The sequence below is a fragment of the Geodermatophilus sp. SYSU D00814 genome, from assembly GCF_054050055.1.
Genome location: NZ_JBJGYP010000001.1, coordinates 168378 through 185971, shown reverse-complemented (window position 1 = coordinate 185971; position 17594 = coordinate 168378). Strand labels below are relative to the sequence as shown.

At 77.9% G+C, this 17594-nt stretch carries 14 protein-coding genes; 10 read left to right on the top strand and 4 right to left on the bottom strand.

Annotated elements, in window-relative coordinates; all coding sequences use genetic code 11:
• The 5 genes from ACI780_RS00890 (at position 1) to ACI780_RS00870 (ending at position 8683) form a co-directional block, all read left to right on the top strand.
• On the top strand, positions 1-591 hold the full coding sequence (locus ACI780_RS00890; RefSeq protein WP_456871405.1) for a TIGR03086 family metal-binding protein: 591 nt from the start codon (positions 1-3) through the stop codon (positions 589-591).
• Between the two features lie 86 nt (positions 592-677).
• The gene (locus ACI780_RS00885; protein ID WP_456871404.1) at positions 678-1625 is read left to right on the top strand and encodes a hypothetical protein; all 948 of its coding nucleotides are present in this window, start codon (positions 678-680) and stop codon (positions 1623-1625) included.
• Positions 1622-1960, top strand: coding sequence for an MGMT family protein (locus ACI780_RS00880; RefSeq protein WP_456871403.1), 339 nt, complete (start codon positions 1622-1624; stop codon positions 1958-1960). Before ACI780_RS00885 ends, ACI780_RS00880 begins: the two co-directional genes overlap by 4 nt.
• A 124-nt stretch (positions 1961-2084) precedes the next feature.
• Complete coding sequence (locus ACI780_RS00875; protein ID WP_457000428.1) at positions 2085-5273, top strand: ATP-dependent helicase; 3189 nt, start codon at positions 2085-2087, stop codon at positions 5271-5273.
• Positions 5270-8683 carry an ATP-dependent helicase gene (locus tag ACI780_RS00870; RefSeq protein WP_457000427.1) on the top strand — a complete coding sequence of 1138 codons (3414 nt, stop codon included), beginning with the start codon at positions 5270-5272 and terminating at the stop codon, positions 8681-8683. Before ACI780_RS00875 ends, ACI780_RS00870 begins: the two co-directional genes overlap by 4 nt.
• 48 nt (positions 8684-8731) lie before the next feature.
• Here the strand turns inward: ACI780_RS00870 and ACI780_RS00865 are convergent, their stop codons facing one another.
• Entirely contained in the window at positions 8732-9568 is an 837-nt protein-coding gene (locus tag ACI780_RS00865) for an alpha/beta fold hydrolase (RefSeq protein ID WP_456871400.1), read from the bottom strand.
• A gap of 70 nt (positions 9569-9638) precedes the next feature.
• Here ACI780_RS00865 and ACI780_RS00860 point away from each other — a divergent pair, with 70 nt between their 5' ends.
• The 5 genes from ACI780_RS00860 to nudC all read left to right on the top strand — a co-directional run bounded on the left by ACI780_RS00860 (position 9639) and on the right by nudC (position 15747).
• Complete coding sequence (locus ACI780_RS00860) at positions 9639-11042, top strand: M20/M25/M40 family metallo-hydrolase (RefSeq protein WP_457000426.1); 1404 nt, start codon at positions 9639-9641, stop codon at positions 11040-11042.
• A gap of 76 nt (positions 11043-11118) precedes the next feature.
• Positions 11119-12036, top strand: coding sequence for a DUF2510 domain-containing protein (locus tag ACI780_RS00855; protein WP_457000425.1), 918 nt, complete (start codon positions 11119-11121; stop codon positions 12034-12036).
• 62 nt (positions 12037-12098) lie between these two features.
• Positions 12099-13409 (top strand): M16 family metallopeptidase, encoded by a 1311-nt coding sequence (locus tag ACI780_RS00850; RefSeq protein WP_456871397.1) that lies wholly within the window; start codon positions 12099-12101, stop codon positions 13407-13409.
• Positions 13406-14779, top strand: coding sequence for a M16 family metallopeptidase (locus tag ACI780_RS00845; RefSeq protein WP_456871396.1), 1374 nt, complete (start codon positions 13406-13408; stop codon positions 14777-14779). Before ACI780_RS00850 ends, ACI780_RS00845 begins: the two co-directional genes overlap by 4 nt.
• Positions 14776-15747, top strand: coding sequence for an NAD(+) diphosphatase (gene nudC, locus ACI780_RS00840; protein WP_456871395.1), 972 nt, complete (start codon positions 14776-14778; stop codon positions 15745-15747). The genes ACI780_RS00845 and nudC overlap by 4 nt, the downstream gene beginning before the upstream one ends.
• A 77-nt stretch (positions 15748-15824) precedes the next feature.
• Here nudC and ACI780_RS00835 read toward each other — a convergent pair whose 3' ends face one another.
• The 3 genes from ACI780_RS00835 to ACI780_RS00825 form a co-directional block, all read right to left on the bottom strand.
• Complete coding sequence (locus ACI780_RS00835; RefSeq protein ID WP_457000424.1) at positions 15825-16346, bottom strand: uridine kinase; 522 nt, start codon at positions 16344-16346, stop codon at positions 15825-15827.
• 146 nt (positions 16347-16492) lie between these two features.
• Positions 16493-17092: an ANTAR domain-containing protein gene (locus ACI780_RS00830; protein WP_457000423.1), complete on the bottom strand. Its 600-nt coding sequence runs from the start codon at positions 17090-17092 to the stop codon at positions 16493-16495.
• Positions 17093-17213: 121 nt separating this feature from the next.
• Entirely contained in the window at positions 17214-17477 is a 264-nt protein-coding gene (locus tag ACI780_RS00825; RefSeq protein WP_457000422.1) for a mycoredoxin, read from the bottom strand.
• Between the last annotated feature and the right edge of the window lie 117 nt (positions 17478-17594).

Here is a 17594-nt window from a genome sequence, read left to right as displayed (position 1 = left end):
GTGCCCGAGTCGACGCCGTCCCCGACCGAGCTGCTGGAGCTCTACCAGCGCGCGCAGGCCACCTTCACCGACCGCGTCGACGCCGTCGAGCCCGGCCAGTGGGACCTCGAGGCGCTGCCCGGCTGGACCGTCGCCGACCTCGTCGCCCACCTCGTCGGCGAGGCGCACTGGGTGCCCGGGTTGCTGGCCGGGGAGCCCTACGACGACGTCGCCGCCCGGGTGCCCCAGGGCACCGACCCGCTGCTGGCACCTGACCCGCTCACCGCGTGGGAGGCCGCCGCCGACGAGGCGCTGGCCGCCGTCGCCACCGCCGACCTGGCCGGCGGCACGGTGCACCTCTCCCGCGGGCCGACGCCGGCGTGGGAGTACGTCGACGAGCTGACCGCCGACCTCACCGTGCACTCCTGGGACCTCGCCCGCGCCACCCGCGGCGACGAGGTGCTCGACCCCGCACTGGTCCGCGCCGCCGAGGGCATGGCCGCCCGGCTGCCGCGCGACGGCGTCCCGGGCCTGTTCGCCGCGCAGCTGGACGTGCCCGCGGATGCCCCGCCGCAGGTACGGCTGCTGGCCCGCTTCGGCCGCCGGGCTTAGCCCGTCGGTGTGTCGCCGGCCCCGGATGCGGGCCGCCGCGCGCTCCACGTCCCTATCCTGCGGGCTCACGTCAGCAGGAGGACGCCATGAGTCAGCCGCCCTCGGGTCAGTACCCCGACGGCCCCGGGCAGCCGCCGTACGGCCAGCCCGGCCAGCCCGGCCAGTACGGGCAGCCGGGTCAGCCCGGTCCCTACGGCCAGCCCGGCCAGCCGAACCCCTACGGCCAGCCGGGGCAGCCGAACCCCTACGGCCAGCCCGGGCAGCCGGGGCAGTACGGCCAGCCGGGGCCGTACGGACAGCCGGGTCAGTACGGCCAGCCCGGCCAGTACGGGCAGCCGGGCGGACCGGGCGGACCGGGTCGCGGGCGGCGCGGGCTGGTGATCGGCCTCGTCGCCGGTCTGGTCGTCCTGGTCGCCGTCGCGGTCACCCTGTTCTTCGTCCTGCGGGACGACGACCCGGCCCCGGCCGCCGACGCCACGCCCACGTCGTCGTCGAGCGCGTCCACCAGCACGTCGTCGCGGCCGTCCCCGAGCACGTCCTCGAGCGCGCCCCCGCCGACGACCAGCGCGCCGTCGTCGACGGGCGGGTCCGGCACCGGCGGTGACCTGCTGGCCGTGCTGCCGGCCGACTTCACCGACTGCACGGAGGCCGAGCTGGCCGGGGACGGCGACGTCGCGCACGCGACGTGCGGCGCGAGCACCACCCAGCCCGGTCCCCAGGCGGCCGACTTCTTCCAGTACCCCGACAAGGGGACGATGGACTCGGTCTTCACCAACGACGCCTCGGCGCAGGGCCTGTCGGACCTGCCGGAGGGCCAGGACTGCACGGCGGCGACCGGCGTCGGCTCCTGGGGCGGGGGGACCAACAGCGGCCTGGTGGCGTGCGCCATCGACACCGAGAACGGCGCGGTCCTCATCACCTGGACCGACGACGCGGCGCTCGTGGAGGGCATCGTCGTGGCGCCGGGCACCACGCAGGCCGACCTCGCCGCGCTCTACACGTGGTGGTCGGCCAACAGCGACTACCAGCTGTGAGCGCCCGGGCGCCCGGGGAGCCGCGGCCCCCGGGCGCCCACACGCCCCGTCCCGATCCCGAGGACGTCGACGAGGCGGTCTTCGACGTCGTCGAGCGCATCCCGCCGGGGCGGGTGAGCACCTACGGCGCGATCGGCCGGCTGGTCGGCGTCGGCCCCCGGCGGGTCGCCCGCGCACTGTCCTCGGGCGGGGCGGCGGTGCCCTGGTACCGGGTGGTGCGCGCCGACGGCACCTGCGCCGAGCCGGTGCGGGTCGAGCAGCTCGCGCGGCTGGCGGCCGAGGGCGTGCCGGTGCGCGGCGGGCGGGTCGACCTCGCCGCGGTGGCCTGGCCCTGAGCCGCCCGCGGAACGTGCACACCGCGCGGCCGGCGGCGCCCGTCGGCCGCGCTGCGTGCACATCCCGCGGCGGCGTGACCGACGGCTCCGCGACGGTGTCGGCTCGCCGTGGTGTCATCGGAGGGTGGCACTGCGGGGGGACGAGTCGGGGCCGGTGTACCGGCTGGTGCACCCGACGGCGACGCCGGCGCCCCCGCCGCGGCTCGACCCCACCCAGCAGGCCGTCGTCGACCACCCCGGCGGGCCGCTGCTGGTGCTCGCCGGTCCCGGCACCGGCAAGACGACGACGATCGTCGAGGCGGTCGCCGCGCGGATCGAGCGCGGCGTCGACCCCGAGCAGGTCCTCGTCCTGACCTTCAGCCGGCGGGCCGCCGCCGAGCTGCGCGACCGCGTGACCGCGCGGGTCGCCCGCACCATCCGCGAGCCGCTGGCCCGCACCTTCCACTCCTACGCCTACGGGGTGCTGCGCCGCGCGGCGCTGCTGCGCGGGGAGGCCCCGCCCCGGCTGCTCACCGCCGCCGAGCAGGACGCCGTCGTCGCCGAGCTGCTGCGCGGGGACCTCGCCGGCGAGGGCGCGGTGCGCTGGCCGGCCTCGCTGCTGCCGGCGCTGTCGACCGCCGGGTTCCGCGACGAGCTGCGCGACCTGCTGCTGCGGGCCACCGAGCGCGGCGTCGGCCCCGAGACGCTGGCCGAGTGGGCCCGCGAGACCGGCACCGAGGCCTGGCTGCACGCGGCGGCGTTCCAGGAGCAGTACGAGGCGGTCACCGCGTTCTCCACCGCCGGCGGCGGCGACGCGTCCGGCTACGACCCCGCCGAGCTGGTGCGGGCCGCGATCGCCGAGCTCGAGGACGACCCGGCGCTGCTGCGCGCCGAGCGCGAGCGCGCCCGCTGGCTGTTCGTCGACGAGTACCAGGACACCGACCCCGCCCAGGTGGAGCTGCTGCAGCTGCTCGCCGGCGGCGGCGGTGACCTCGTCGTCGTGGGCGACCCCGACCAGTCGGTCTACGCCTTCCGCGGCGCCGAGCCGCGCGGCATCGTCGAGTTCCCCGACCGGCTCCGCACCGTCACCGGCCGGCCCGCGCCGCGGCTGTCGCTCGGCGTCTCCCGTCGCTCGGGCCCGGCGCTGCTGGCCGTGAGCCGCCGGGTGGCCGAGACGCTGCCCGGGCCCTGGGAGCACCGCCGGCTGACCGCCGCCGAGGGGGTCGACGAGGGCGCCGCGGAGGTCCACGTGTTCGGCTCGGCAGCGGTCGAGGCGGCCTACGTCGCCGACACCCTGCGCCGGGCGCACCTCGTCGACGGGGTCGCGTGGTCGCAGATGGCCGTGGTCGTGCGCACCGCGCTGGCGATCGGGCCGCTGCGGCGGGCGCTCACCGCGGCCGGCGTCCCCGTCGAGGTCGGCAGCGAGGAACTCCCGCTGGCCGCGCAGCCCGCCGTCGCGCCGCTGCTGGCCGCGCTCACCGCCCTGCTGCCCCGGCCCGGCGACGAGCCCGGCGCGCTCGCCCTCGACGAGACCGGCGCCGAGGCGCTGCTGGCCTCCGCGCTCGGCAACGCCACCGTGCTCGACCTGCGCCGGCTGCGCCGCGCGGTGCGCATCGCCCAGGCGCAGCGCGGCGTCGACGCCGACGAGCGCGGCGCGCCGCTGGCCACCGCGCTGGCCGACGAGGCGCTGCTGGAGGAGCTGCCCGAGGCCGTCGCCCGCCCGGCCCGCCGCGTCGCCGGCGTGCTGGCCGCCGGCCGCGTCGCGCTCGCCCGCGACGGCTCGGCCGAGGACGTGCTCTGGGCGATGTGGCAGCGCAGCGGCCTGGCCGGCCGCTGGGCGCGGGCCAGCGCCGCCGGAGGTGCGGCCGGCGCGGTCGCCGACCGCGACCTCGACGCCGTCGTCGCGCTGTTCGACGCCGCCGCCGACTTCGTCGACCGGCTGCCCTCGGCCACCGTCGCCGCGTTCGTCGAGCACCTCACCGCCCAGCAGCTGCCCGGCCTCGACGACGCCGGCCGCGGGTCGGTCGCCGACGCCGTCCGGCTGCTCACCGCGCACGCGGCCAAGGGCCTGGAGTGGGACGTCGTCTGCGTGGCCGGGGTGCAGGAGGGCATCTGGCCCGACCTGCGCGACCGCGGCACGCTGCTGGGCACCGAGCTGCTCGTCGAGCGGGTGGCCGGCATCGACGGCGCCGTCGTCGACCGCCGGGTGCAGCTGCTGGCCGAGGAGCGGCGGCTGTTCTACGTCGCCTGCACCCGCGCCCGCCGCCGGCTGGTGGTCACCGCCGTCGAGGGCGCCCTCGCCGGGCCCGACGCGGGGGCCACCGCCTCCCGCTTCCTCGACCTCGTCGCCGCCCCGCCCGAGGAGGGCCGGCCGCTGACCCCGCTGCCGCGCTCGCTGACCCTGCCGGCGCTGGTCGCCGAGCTGCGGCGCGCGGTCAGCGACCCGCAGACCGAGCCCCCGCGCCGGTCGGCCGCCGCCGCGGTGCTGCGCCGGCTGGCCGACGAGGGCGTGCCCGGCGCCGCACCCGACGACTGGTGGGGCCTCGCGCCGCTGTCCGACGACGCCCCGCTGGTGCCCGACGGCGCGCCGGTGCGGGTGCGCCCGTCGGCGATCGAGACCTTCCAGCGCTGCCCGCTGACCTGGGTGCTCGGCGCGGTCGGCGCCGAGGCCTCGCCCGACACCACCCGCAGCGTCGGCTCGGCGGTGCACGCCGTCGCGCAGAAGGTGGCCGAGGGACTGCCGGCCGGCGAGGCGCGGGCGGCGCTGGCCGAGGAGCTCGACGCCCTCGACCTCGGCCCCGGCTGGGCCGACCAGCGGCAGCGGGTCGCCGCCCGCGACATGCTCGAGCGCTTCCTCGGCTGGCACGCCGCCAACCGCCGGGAGCTGCTGGCCGCCGAGGCCGACTTCGACGTCACCGTGGGCCGGGCCCGCCTGCGCGGGCAGGTCGACCGGCTCGAGCGCGACGCCGCCGGGCGGCTGGTCGTCGTCGACCTCAAGACCGGCCGCACGCCGGCCCGCGACGTCGACACCCACGGGCAGCTGGCCGCCTACCAGGTCGCCGTGGCCGCCGGCGCGTTCGGCGACCACGGCGACGCCCCCGGCGGCGCCTCGCTGCTGCAGGTCGGCTCGGGGACGAAGGCCAAGGAGCAGGCGCAGGAGCCGCTGCCGGCCGACGTGCCGCTCACCGGCACCTGGGCCGGGCAGCTGATCGCGCAGGTCGGCGACGGCATGGGCGCGGGCACCTTCGAGGTGCGCACCGGCAGCCACTGCACCCGGTGCCCCGCCCGGCGCAGCTGCCCGCTGCACGAGCGCGGCCGGCAGGTCACCTCGTGAACCGGCGCACCCCCACCCCGGTCGAGGACCAACTCGCCTTCGACGACGCCCTGTTCGGGACCGCGCCGGAGCCGGTGCGGGAGCGGCGGGTGCTCGGCCCGGCGGAGGTCGCGCAGCGCTGCGGGCTCGCCTACGCGCCCTCCGACGAGCAGGCGCGGGTGGTGGCGGCGCCGGCCGACCGGCCGCTGGTCGTCGTCGCCGGGGCCGGGTCGGGCAAGACCGAGACGATGGCCGCGCGGGTGTGCTGGCTGGTGGCCAACGAGCAGGTCGCGCCCGACGCGGTCCTGGGCCTGACCTTCACCCGCAAGGCCGCGAGCGAGCTCAACGAGCGCATCCGCATCCGGCTGGGCGCCCTGGCGCGGCACCCGGAGACCGAGCCGGAGCTGCGGGAGCGGCTGGGCGTCGCGATGCCCACGGTGTCGACCTACCACGGCTACGCGGCGTCGCTGGTCAGCGAGCACGGGCTGCGCATCGGCGTCGAGCCCGGCGCCGGCGTCCTCGGGCCGGCCATGTGCTGGGGGCAGGCGGCGTCGGTGGTGTCGAGCTGGACCGGCGACATGGACGACGTCCCGCTCAGCCCGCTGACCACCGTCGAGGACGTGCTGGCGCTGGCCGGCGAGCTCGGCGAGCACGACATCGAGCCCGACCGGCTGCGGGCGTGGACCGCGCAGCTGGAGCGGCGGATCGCCGGCTACCCCGACGCGAAGGGCAAGCGCGGCCCCTACAAGACGGTGCTCGACGTGCTCGCCCGCCAGCGCGCCCGCGTGGCGCTGCTGCCGCTGGTCGAGGCGTTCGAGGCGCGCAAGCGGGCGGCCGGCGCCATCGACCACTCCGACCAGGTGGCGCTGGCGGCGAGGGTGGCGGTCAGCGCGCCCGAGGTCGGCCGCCGCGAGCGGGCCCGCTGGCGGATCGTGCTGCTCGACGAGTACCAGGACACCAGCGTCGGCCAGCTGCGGATGCTCGAGGCGCTGTTCGGCCGCACCACCGGGCACTCGGTGCTCGCCGTGGGCGACCCGCGGCAGTCCATCTACGGCTGGCGCGGCGCCTCGGCCGGCACGATAGAGCGCTTCGACCGCACCTTCCCCGGCACCCGCGGTGCCGAGGCGCAGCGGCTCACCCTGGCCACCAGCTGGCGCAACGACGGCGCGGTGCTCGCCGTCGCCAACGACGTCGCCGGGCTGCTGCCGGCGCCGCCGGTGCCGCTGCCCGACCTCGCGCCCGCCCCCGGCGCCGCGCACGGGCTGGTCACCGCCGGCCTCTACCCGACCGTCGCGGAGGAGACCGAGGCGCTGGCCGACCGGCTGGCCGCCTGCTGGCGCGGGGAGGACCCCGACCTGCCGCCGCGCCCCGACGGCCGCCCGCCCACGACGGCGGTGCTGGTGCGCACCCGCAAGCAGCTGCCCGGCATCGCCGCCGCGCTGCGGGCCCGCGGCCTGCCGGTCACCGTCGCGGGCCTCGGCGGGCTGCTGGAGGTGCCCGAGGTCTCCGACGTCGTCGCCACGCTGACGGTGCTCGTCGACCCCACCGCCGGGGACGCGCTGGGCCGGCTGCTCACCGGTGCGCGCTGGCGGATCGGCCCGCGCGACCTCGCCGCGCTGGAGGCCCGGGCCCGCGCGCTGGTGCACTCGCGCCGGCCCGACCGCGAGGACGACGACCGGCGGCCGTCCGAGCGGGGCAGCATCGTCGAGGCCCTCGACGACCTCGGCGACCCCGCGGCCTACTCCGCCGCCGCGTACCGCCGGCTGCGCCGCCTGGGCGCGGAGCTGGCGCACCTGCGCGGCCGGCTGGGGGAGTCGCTGCCGGACATGGTCGACGACGTCGTCCGCGTGCTGGGCCTGGAGACCGAGCTGGCCAGCACGCCCGGCGTCAGCCCCGGATCGGCGCGGGCGCACCTCGACGCGCTGCACGCCGTCGCCGCGCAGTTCACCGAGCTGGCCGAGCTGCCCTCGCTGCCGGCCTTCCTCGGCTACCTGGAGGACGCCGAGGAGCGCGAGCGCGGCCTCGAGCCCGGCGAGGTCGCGGTGGACCCCGAGTCCATCCAGCTGCTCACCGGCCACTCCGCCAAGGGCCTGGAGTGGGACGTCGTCGCCGTGCCCGGCATGACCGCCGACCAGTTCCCGGCCCGCACCGACACCGCCGACTCCTGGATCAGGGACCCCGGCGCGGTCCCGGTCGACCTGCGCACCACCGACCGCGGGGAGCTGCCGCAGCTGCGCCTGCCGGTCCCCGGGTCCGGCGACCAGGCCGCCGTGCGCGCCGCCCTCGAGGACTACGTCGAGGAGTGGAAGCGCTTCGGCGAGGCCGAGGAGATCCGGCTCGGCTACGTCGCGGTCACCCGGGCCCGGCACCTGCTGGTCTGCTCGGGCAGCTGGTGGCGCGACGGCGTCAAGCCCAACGGCCCGTCGGTGCTGCTCGACGCCGTCCGCCGCGCCTGCACCGCCGGCGCCGGCGTCGTCGTGGCGTGGGCCGAGCCGCCGGAGGAGGGGGCCACCAACCCGGCGCTGGAGGAGTGGCCGGTCGGCGTCTGGCCGGCCGACCCGCTGTCCCCGCCGCGCCGCCGCGCGCTCGCCGCCGCCGCCGAGCTGGTCGCGGGCGCGGCCCCGCACCCGCTCGAGGCCGCGGCCACGCTGGGCGCCGGCGACCCCGTGGTCGAGCAGTGGGTGCGCGACGCCGACCTGCTGCTGCGCGAGCGGCGCCGCACCGCCCGGCCGAGCGTCGAGGTGCCGCTGCCCAGCCACCTGTCGGTGTCGGAGCTGGTGACCCTGCGCCGGGACCCGGCCGAGCTGGCCCGGCGGCTGCGCCGCCCGATGCCCACGGCGCCCGCGCCGCTGGCCCGCCGCGGCACCGCCTTCCACGCCTGGCTGGAGGAGCGCTTCGGCGTCGCGCGGCTGCTCGACCTCGACGAGCTGCCCGGCTCCGGCGACGAGTCCGCGGCCCCCGACGGCGCGCTGGGCGAGCTGCAGCGGGCGTTCCTGGCCGGCCCGTGGGCCGACCGGCAGCCGGTCGAGGTCGAGGTGCCCTTCGAGACGCCGCTGGGCCCGCTGACCCTGCGCGGGCGGATCGACGCGGTCTTCACCGACGCCGACGGCCGCCACGAGGTGATCGACTGGAAGACCGGCCCGCCGCCGGCCGGGCGGGAGCTCGCCGCCGCGGCGGTGCAGCTGGCCGCCTACCGGCTGGGCTGGTCGCGGCTGACCGGGGTCCCCGTGGAGCGGGTCAGCGCCGGTTTCCACCACGTCGCCGCCGGCGTCACCGTGCGCCCGGTCGACCTGCTCGACGAGGCGGGCCTGCTGGCCCTCGTCACCGGTCGGGCGGTCCACGGCGAGGAGCCCGAGGCCCCGGACGACCTGCCGCCCGAGCCCGACGACGACGACCTGCCGCCCCCGCCGGAGGACCCGGGACTCGGGTGACGGCGCCGCGAGCGAGGTCGGGCACCGCGAGCCGAGGGCGGAGCGCCCTCAGCTGGACGCGATGCGGTCCAGGATCGCGGCGGCCAGGGCGTCGGGCGCCTCCTCGGGGATCCAGTGGCTCACGCCGGCCAGCTCGACGAACCGGTAGTCGGCGTTCACGTGGGACGAGCAGCCCTCGGCGGCGATCCGGCCGATGGCGATGTCGGCGTCGCTCCACACGAAGGTGGTCGGCACCGGGACGTCGGCGACGGGGGTCGCCGAGGACATCGCCCGGTACCAGTTGAGCGCCGCGGTGAGCGCGCCCGGCGCCGACAGCACCGCCACGTACTCCTCGACCGCCTCCGGGTCGACCGCGTCGCCGTACATCCGGCGCAGCCGCCGGGCGCCGTCGGCCAGCAGCACCTCCTCGGCCTTGCCCTCCTGCCAGAACAGCCGGATGTAGGAGGAGCGCTCCTTCTGCTCCGGGTCGCTGCGCCAGGCCATCGTGAACGCCGTCGGGTGCGGCACCGAGACGGCGGTCAGCGACCGCACGCGGTCGCTGTGCCACGCCGCCAGCCCCCAGGCGACGTTGGCGCCCCAGTCGTGCCCCACGACGTCGGCCACCGGCGCGCCCAGGGCCGTCATCAGGTCGGCGGTGACCTGCGCGAGGTTGGTCAGCGCGTACGCGTCGACCTCCTGCGGCCGGGCGCCGGGGGAGTAGCCGAGCTGGTCGACGGCGTAGCTGCGCAGGCCCGCCTCGCTCAGCCGCGGCTGCACCGCCGCCCACGACAGCGACGTCTCGGGGAAGCCGTGCAGCAGCAGCACCGGCCGCCCGTCCTCGGGGCCGTCGGCCCGCACCTCGAAGGTCAGGTCACCGACGTCCACCCGCAACAGCTCTCCGGCCACGGCGCCGAACCTAGCGGCCGGTCCGGCCCGGGACCTGGCCGGTGGCGGCCCGCCGCTACCGTCGGCGACCGTGACGAGCCCGGAACGCGACTTCGTGCTGGCCCACCTCGACGACCTGCACGCCGACCTCGACGCCTGGCTGCGCATCCCGTCGATCTCCGCCGACCCGGCGCACGCCGGCGACGTCGCCCGCAGCGCCGAGTGGCTGGCCGACGCGCTGCGCCGCACCGGCTTCCCGACCGTCGAGGTGTGGGAGACCCCCGGCGCGCCGGCGGTGTTCGCCGAGTGGCCCAGCGCCGACCCCGGCGCCCCGGTCGCGCTCGTCTACGGCCACCACGACGTGCAGCCGGTCGACCCGCCGGAGCTGTGGGTGCACCCGCCCTTCGAGCCCACCCGGGTCGAGGGGCCCGACGGTCCCGAGCTGCACGCCCGCGGCGCCATCGACGACAAGGGCAACGTCGCCTTCCACCTGCTCGGCATCCGCGCGCACCTGGCCGCCACCGGCCGCGATACCCCAGCCGTCACGGTGAAGCTGCTGGTCGAGGGGGAGGAGGAGTCCGGCTCCCCGCACTTCGCCGACCTGCTGCGCGAGCGCGCCGACCGGCTCGCCTGCGACGTCGTCGTGGTCAGCGACACCGGCATGGCCGCCCCCGACGTGCCCAGCGCCGTCGTCGCCATGCGGGGGCTGGCCGACGCCGAGATCACCCTGCGCGGCCCCGCCGTCGACCTGCACTCGGGGTCCTTCGGCGGCGCCGTCCCCAACCCGCTGCACGCGATGGCGTCCCTGCTCGCCGCGCTGCACGACGAGCACGGCCGGGTCACCCTCCCCGGCTTCTACGACCGGGTGCGCCCGCTGACCGACCGCGAGCGCGAGCTCGTGGCCCGGGTGCCCTTCGACGAGGCCGCCTGGCTCGCCGGCCCGGCCGCCTCCCGCGCGACCGCGGGCGAGGAGGGGTTCAGCACGCTGGAGCGGATCGGCGCCCGGCCCACCGCCGAGGTCAACGGCCTGTGGGGCGGCTACACCGGCCCCGGCCACAAGACGATCGTCCCCGCCGAGGCGCACGCCAAGCTCACCTTCCGGCTGGTGGCCGACCAGCGGCCGGAGGACGTCGGCCCGCTGCTGCGCGCGTGGGTCGACCAGCACCTGCCCGAGGGGATCGAGGCCGAGGTGCACACCCCGCCCGGCGGCGTCGCCCCGTGCGCCAGCGACCTGGACTCGCCGCACGTGGACGCCCTGCTGCGCGCCATCGGGCAGGCCTTCGACACCGACCCCGCCGACGTGCTGTTCCTCCGCGAGGGCGGCAGCGGGCCCGAGGCCGACCTGGTCGAGCAGCTCGGCGCCCCGCTGGTGTTCCTCGGCGCCGGCCTGCCCACCGACCGCATCCACTCGCCGAACGAGCGGGTGCTGCTGCCGATGCTGTACCGCGGGGCGGAGGCCGCCGCGCACCTGTGGCGGGAGCTGGCCGCGCGCTGACCGCACCGGCCGCCGTGTGGGGCGCCGCGCGCCGCGGCGGCCCTGCTCAGCGCCCTCGTCGTCCTACCCTGACCGCGTGAGCGGACCCGGCCAGACCATCGCACCGGCGGGGTGGTACCCCGACCCCGACGGCGCCGCGGGCACGGTGCGCTGGTGGAACGGGCAGACCTGGTCCGACGTCACGACCCCGGCGGGGCCGGGCGTGGCGGTCCAGGCCGCACCGGTGGCCGCACCGGTGGCCGCCCCGGCGCTGCCGCCGCCGGGGTGGGACGCCGGGCAGGGGAGCGGCTGGCAGGCCGGCCCGTCCTCGCCGCCGCCCCCGCGCCCGCGGACGGCGTGGTGGCTCGGGGGCGCGGTGCTCGCGGTGGTCGCCGTCGTGGTGGTCGCCCTCGTCGTCGGCTTCTCCGGTGCCGGCACCCCCCCGGTGCCCGAGGACCCGCCGGTGTCCGCCGGCCCGTCGGGCACCCCCTTCCCGCCGGGCACCGTGCGGATCGTCGACGAGGAGTCGGGCATCTCCTACCCGTTCCTCGGCAACGGCTGGTTCGAGTACGACCTCGGCCTCATGCCCGAGACCCGCACCATCGCCGGGCAGTACTTCGTCACGCAGGAGGAGATCCCCACCGGGGGCAACTTCATCGCCCAGTGCACCTCCGGCCCGGTCAGCGACGGCTACGGCTGGAGCGGGCCCGGCAGCGAGCAGGCGACCGTGACGGCGCTGGCCGACAGCGTCCGCACGGCCTACTACCCGTTCCCCAACGAGCGCGAGGTGCTGCGCGACGAGGCGCTCACCGTCGACGGGCACGCCGCGCACCTGATCGAGTTCCAGCTCACCTGGGACGTCGAGGGCTACGACTCCACCGGCGAGCGGGCGGCGCTGGTGGTCGTCGACGTCGGCCGGCCCGACCCCGCGCTGCTGTACCTCTCCATCCCGAACACCCACGCCGAGCTCTACGGCGTCATCGACCGGGTGGTCGGCGACATCGACGTGCTGTGACCGCGCGGTCCGGGTCGTCGGCCGCCCGGCGCCGCGTCGTCGGACGTGGTTAGGGTCGGTCCGTGACAGCAGTCGGGGCCGATCTGACCTTGCGGCACCCGGTGGAGCGCCTCGCGCTGGACAACGGGCTGCGGGTCGTCCTCGCGCCCGACCGCAGCGTGCCGGTCGTCGCCGTGACCGTCTTCTACGACGTGGGCATGCGCAACGAGCCGGAGGGCCGCACCGGGTTCGCCCACCTCTTCGAGCACGTGATGTTCCAGGGCTCGGCGCACGTGCCGAAGATGGAGCACGCCCGCCTGGTGCAGGCCGCCGGCGGCACGTTCAACGGCTCCACCCACCAGGACTACACGAACTACTACGAGGCGCTGCCGGCCGAGGCGCTCGAGCGCGCGCTGTTCCTCGAGGCCGACCGCATGGCGGCGCCGGCCATCACCGAGGAGAACCTCCGCAACCAGATCGACGTGGTGAAGGAGGAGATCCGGGTCAACGTGCTCAACCGCCCCTACGGCGCCTTCCCCTGGCTGCAGCTGCCGCAGATCGCGTTCGAGAGCTTCGCCAACACCCACGACGGCTACGGGTCCTTCGTCGACCTGGAGAGCTCCACCGTCGCCGACGCCACCGACTTCTTCTCCCGCTACTACGCACCCGGCAACGCGGTGCTGTGCATCGGCGGCGACCTCGACGTCGCGGAGACCGAGCGGCTGGTCCGCCGCTGGTTCGGCCCGGTCGAGGCCCGCGACGTGCCGCCCACGCCGCACACCGGCGAGCCCTCGCCGACGACGGTGCGCCGCGACGTCGTCGAGGACCGGCTGGCGCCCGCGCCCGCCGTCGCGCTCGGCTGGCGGGTGCCCGACCCGGTCGGCGACCTCGACACCTACCTCGGCACCGTGCTGCTCGCCGAGCTGCTCAGCGAGGGCGACGCCTCCCGCCTCGAGCGGCGGCTGGTGCACGACGACCGGCTGGCGGTGGCGCAGAGCAGCTACGTGGGCCTGTTCGGCGACCCGTTCGACGTCCGCGACGCCACGCTGCTCACCACCCAGGTGCACCACCCGGCGTCGGTCCCGGTCGACGACGTGCTCGCCGCCGTCCACGACGAGATCGGCCGGGTCGCCGGCGAGGGCGTGACGGCCGAGGAGCTGACCCGGGTGCAGGCCCGCGCCGGCGCCCAGCTGCTGCGCCAGGCCGACTCCGTCCTCGGCCGCACGCTCGCCTTCGGTGCGGCCGAGCTGGTCCACGGTCGCGCCGAGCTGGCCGGTGAGCTGGCCGCCCGGCTGGCCGCGGTCACCCCCGACCAGGTGCAGGCCGCGGCCCGGGGACTCGATCCCGGCACCGCCGCCGTGCTGGAGCTGCGGGCCACCGGGGGTGCCCGGTGAGCGCGCCGGTCCTCGACCTGGACCTGATCCCCCCGCTGGGCGAGCCGCGTCCGCAGCCGGTCCCCGAGGTGGCGACGACGACGCTGCCGAGCGGGCTGGAGGTCGTCGTCGTGCCGCGGCCCGGCGTCCCGCTGGTGGAGCTGCGGCTGCGGGTGCCCTTCGCCGCGGGCACCCCGCGCGGCGCCGCGCAGCACACCGCCCGCGCGTCGGTGCTCTCCGGCGCGGTCCTGCTCGGCACCGCGCAGCACGACGCCACCGGCATCGCCGAGGCGCTGCAGGGCCACGGCGCCGAGCTGACGGTGGCCGCCGACCCCGACCGGCTGCTGTTCTCCACCACCCTGCTCGCCGAGGGCCTCGCCCCCGTGCTCGGGGTCCTCGCCGAGGTGCTCACCGCCGCCGCCTACCCGGCCGACCGGGTGGAGGCCGAGCGCGACCGGGTGGCCGAGCGGATCGCCATCGCCCGCTCCCAGCCCGGGGTCATCGCCCGGTCGGCGCTGGCCGCCCGCCGCTACGGCGCCCACCCCTACGCCGCCCAGCTGCCGGCACCGGAGCTGGTCGGCAAGGTCGGCGCCGCCGCGCTGCGCCGGCTGCACCGCGAGCGGGTGCTGCCGGCCGGCAGCACGCTGGTGCTCGTCGGCGACCTCGACGCCGCCGGGGCCACCGACGCCGTCGCCGCGGCGCTGGGGGAGTGGACCGGCGAGGGCTCCGCCGTCGGCGCGCCCCCGGCGCCCACGCTCGCCCCCGGGCACCTGGAGGTCGTCGACCGGCCGGGCGCGGTGCAGTCCAACATCCGCCTCGGCGGGCCGGCGCCCGGGCGCACCGACCCCGACCTGCCCGCCGTCCGGCTGGCCAGCATGGTCTTCGGCGGCTACTTCTCCTCGCGGCTGGTGGAGAACATCCGGGAGCGGCGCGGCTACTCCTACAGCCCGCGCAGCGCCGTCGACCACCTCGCCGCGGCGTCGTCGTTCCTCGTCGAGGCCGACGTCGCCACCGAGGTGACCGCCCCGGCCTTCCTCGAGACCTGGGCCGAGCTGGGCCGCATGGCCCTCACCCCGGTCACCGAGGCCGAGCTCGACGCCGCCCGCCGCTACGTCCTGGGGTCCATGGCGCTGTCCACGGCCACGCACGCCGGGCTGGCCAGCACGCTCTCGGCGCTGGCGGGGTCGGGGCTGTCGGCGGAGTGGCTCGCCGACCACCAGCGCGCGCTGGCCGAGGTCACCGTCGACCAGGTGCAGGAGGCCGCCCGGCGGTACCTGGCACCGGCCGCGCTGACCGGCGTCGTCGTCGGCGACGCCGAGCGGGTCACCGACGCGCTGCGTGCCCTCGGCCCGGTCGACGTCACCGCGAGCGCGGCGGCGGACCCGGCGTGAGCGTCCCGCCGGGCGGGAGCACGCCGGCCGACAACCCGCCGGTCGACGTCGTCTCCCGGGGGGCCTGGCCGGCCGGCACCCCGCGGACGACGGGCACCGTCCCGGTGCTGTCCCGCTCGGCGCACGACCGCGACCACCTCGGCCGCTCGCTGCCCGACCCGACCCGCGGCCGGCCGGTGCGGGTGCTCACCGTCGACGAGCGGCGCACCGTGCCGGTGGCCGAGGGTGCCGACGGCCCGGCCCTGGTCTGGGACGAGCAGCCGGAGCTGCCGCTGGGCGCGGTCTACCTGGGCGAGGCCGACGGCACGCCCTACGCCGCGGTCCGCGGTGAGCGCGCGCTGACGGTCAACGGCCGCCCGGTCGACGTCTGGACCGGGCTGCGCGAGCTCGGCGCCGTCCTCGGTGACCTCGACGCCGGCCTGCTCGCCGAGGCCATCGGCATCCTCGAGTGGCACGAGCGGGCGCGGTTCAGCCCGCTGTCGGGGGCGCCGACGACCATCGAGCGGGCCGGCTGGGTGCAGCGCGACCCGGTCACCGGCACCGAGCTGTTCCCGCGCACCGACCCCGCGGTGATCATGCTCGTCCACGACGGCGGGGACCGCTGCGTGCTCGGCCGGCAGGCGGTCTGGCCGCCCGGGCGGTACTCGGTCCTCGCCGGGTTCGTCGAGCCGGGGGAGTCCGCCGAGGGCGCGGTGGCCCGCGAGGTGGCCGAGGAGGTCGGCCTCGCCGTCACCGACGTCCGCTACGTGAGCAGCCAGCCCTGGCCGTTCCCGCAGTCGCTGATGCTCGGGTTCGTCGCGCGCGCGGTGGGCGACGACACGCTGCGCCTGGACCCCACCGAGATCGAGGAGGCCCGCTGGTTCACCCGCGAGGAGCTGCGCGCGGGCCGCGGTCCCGAGGCGCTGCCGCCGCCGGTCTCCATCGCCCGCCACCTCATCGACCGCTGGGTCGACGGCGAGCTGGGCTGACCCGCCTCCCGGCGACGTCCTCCCGCACCCCCGGGCGTCCTCCCGCACGTCCCACCGTGGGGGAGGACCCGCCACGATCAGGTCACCTGATCCCCGGACGGCGCCCACCGGCCCTGCAGCACCAGCGCCGGGTGCCCGGGAGAATCGGCCAGCACGACGGCATCGGCCAGCGCGGCCGGGTCGACCTCGTCGTCGTAGCGGTCGAAGGCCGGCAGCTCCCAGGCGAGGTCGCCCGGCCAGCGCCGGCGCCGGGCGAGCGGGGCCACCCGCAGGTGCACGACGACGTCGAGGGCGAGCCCGGCACCCTGCAGCAGCGCACCGGGCACCAGCAGCACCCCGCGCGGCGGCATCGCCTCGTAGCCGGCACGGGCGGCGCGGTCGCGCTCGACGTCCCACAGCACCGGCAGGTACTCGCCCGGACCGCCCGGCCCGACCCGGTCGAGGACCTCCCGGGCGAGCGCGCCGGTGTCCAGCCAGTCGGTGTAGCGCGCGTCGGGGTCGGTGCGGCCGTGCTCGAAGCGCAGCGACGCCGGCCGCAGGAACCCGGCGGCGGGGACGACGACCGCCGGGCGGCCCAGCGCCGGCAGCCGCGCGGCCACGTCGCGGGCCAGCGTCTCCGGGTCGGCGACGTCGGGACCGTCGACGCCGACCCGCAGCGCGGCCGCGCCGGGCAGCGGCTCGGCGTCGGCGAGGAGGGCGGCCAGCCGGTCGGCCAGCGCGCCCGGGGTCAGCGGTTGCGGCGACCTCAGGGGCGGCCGTCCGCCGGGACGGAGGCGCCGGGACGCAGGGACCCGCGCTCGACCCGCCGGGGCCCCGTCCGGCGGGGGACCGCCGCCAGCGCCGGGACGGCGTCGGCCGCGGGCTGCGGGGTGGGGTCGGCGAGCCGGTCGAGGGTCGCCATGACCTCACGGGCGAGCTCGTGCACCGGCCGCCCGAGCGAGCGGGCCTGACCGCGCAGCACCTCGAAGGCCGACCGCGGCGCGGTGGCGTGCCGTTCGGCGAGCACGCCGATGGCCCGCTCGGTGACGACGCGGGCGGCGAGGGCGTGCTCCAGCTGGGCCACCGTCCGCTCCAGCGCGGCGATCCGGGCGTCGCGCGGGTCCTCGGCGTCGGCGTCGCCGGTCGCACCGCGGGCGGCCCGGCGGGCGGCGCGGTCGGGCTCGGCCTGGGAGCCGAGCTCCTCGGCCACCAGGTCGGCCAGCGACAGGCCCTCGAGCAGGTCGTCGACGTCCTGGGCGCACCCGGGCGCGAACACCCGCCAGCCGCGTCCGGTGCGGGCCACGACCACCGACGGCGAGTCGGCCGGCTGGCCGGGTGCGGGGAACGGCACGGAGTCCGAGGTCACGACAGCGGCTCCCGCGAGGTGTGCGGCCCGGTGGCCGGTGGTCGGGTGGGGGTCACGGTCGCGACCCGCGCGGCCACGATGATGCACCGCCACCGGCCCCATCCTCGGCAGCACCCGCCGGTCAGGCCTCCGGCAACCGGTCGAGCTGCGAGCGCACCTGGTCGATGCTGGGGTTGGTCAGCGCGGTGCCGTCGGCGAAGACCAGCGTGGGCACGGTGCGGTTGCCGCCGTTGGCCTGCATGACCACGTCGGCCGCGGCGGCGTCGCGCTCGATGTCGACCTCGGCGAACGGGATGCCCTCGCGCTGCATCAGCTTCTTGAGCCGCACGCAGTACCCGCACCAGGTGGTGGTGTACATCGTCACGGCGGCGGGTGCGGCAGTCACTCGGGGTCCTCCAGGGGTCGTCGGCTCGGGGAGCGGTGCTCCCTCGGTCAGGAACGCGCACCGGCGGGCGGACCTTCCCGTGCCCGCGGGGTGTCCCGGCCCAGTGTCGGTACCGGC

What these genes read in the sequence shown, in the direction of transcription:
- ACI780_RS00885 (WP_456871404.1), top strand. Translation starts at nt 678, where the DNA reads ATGAGTCAGCCGCCCTCGGGTCAGTACCCCGACGGCCCCGGGCAGCCG.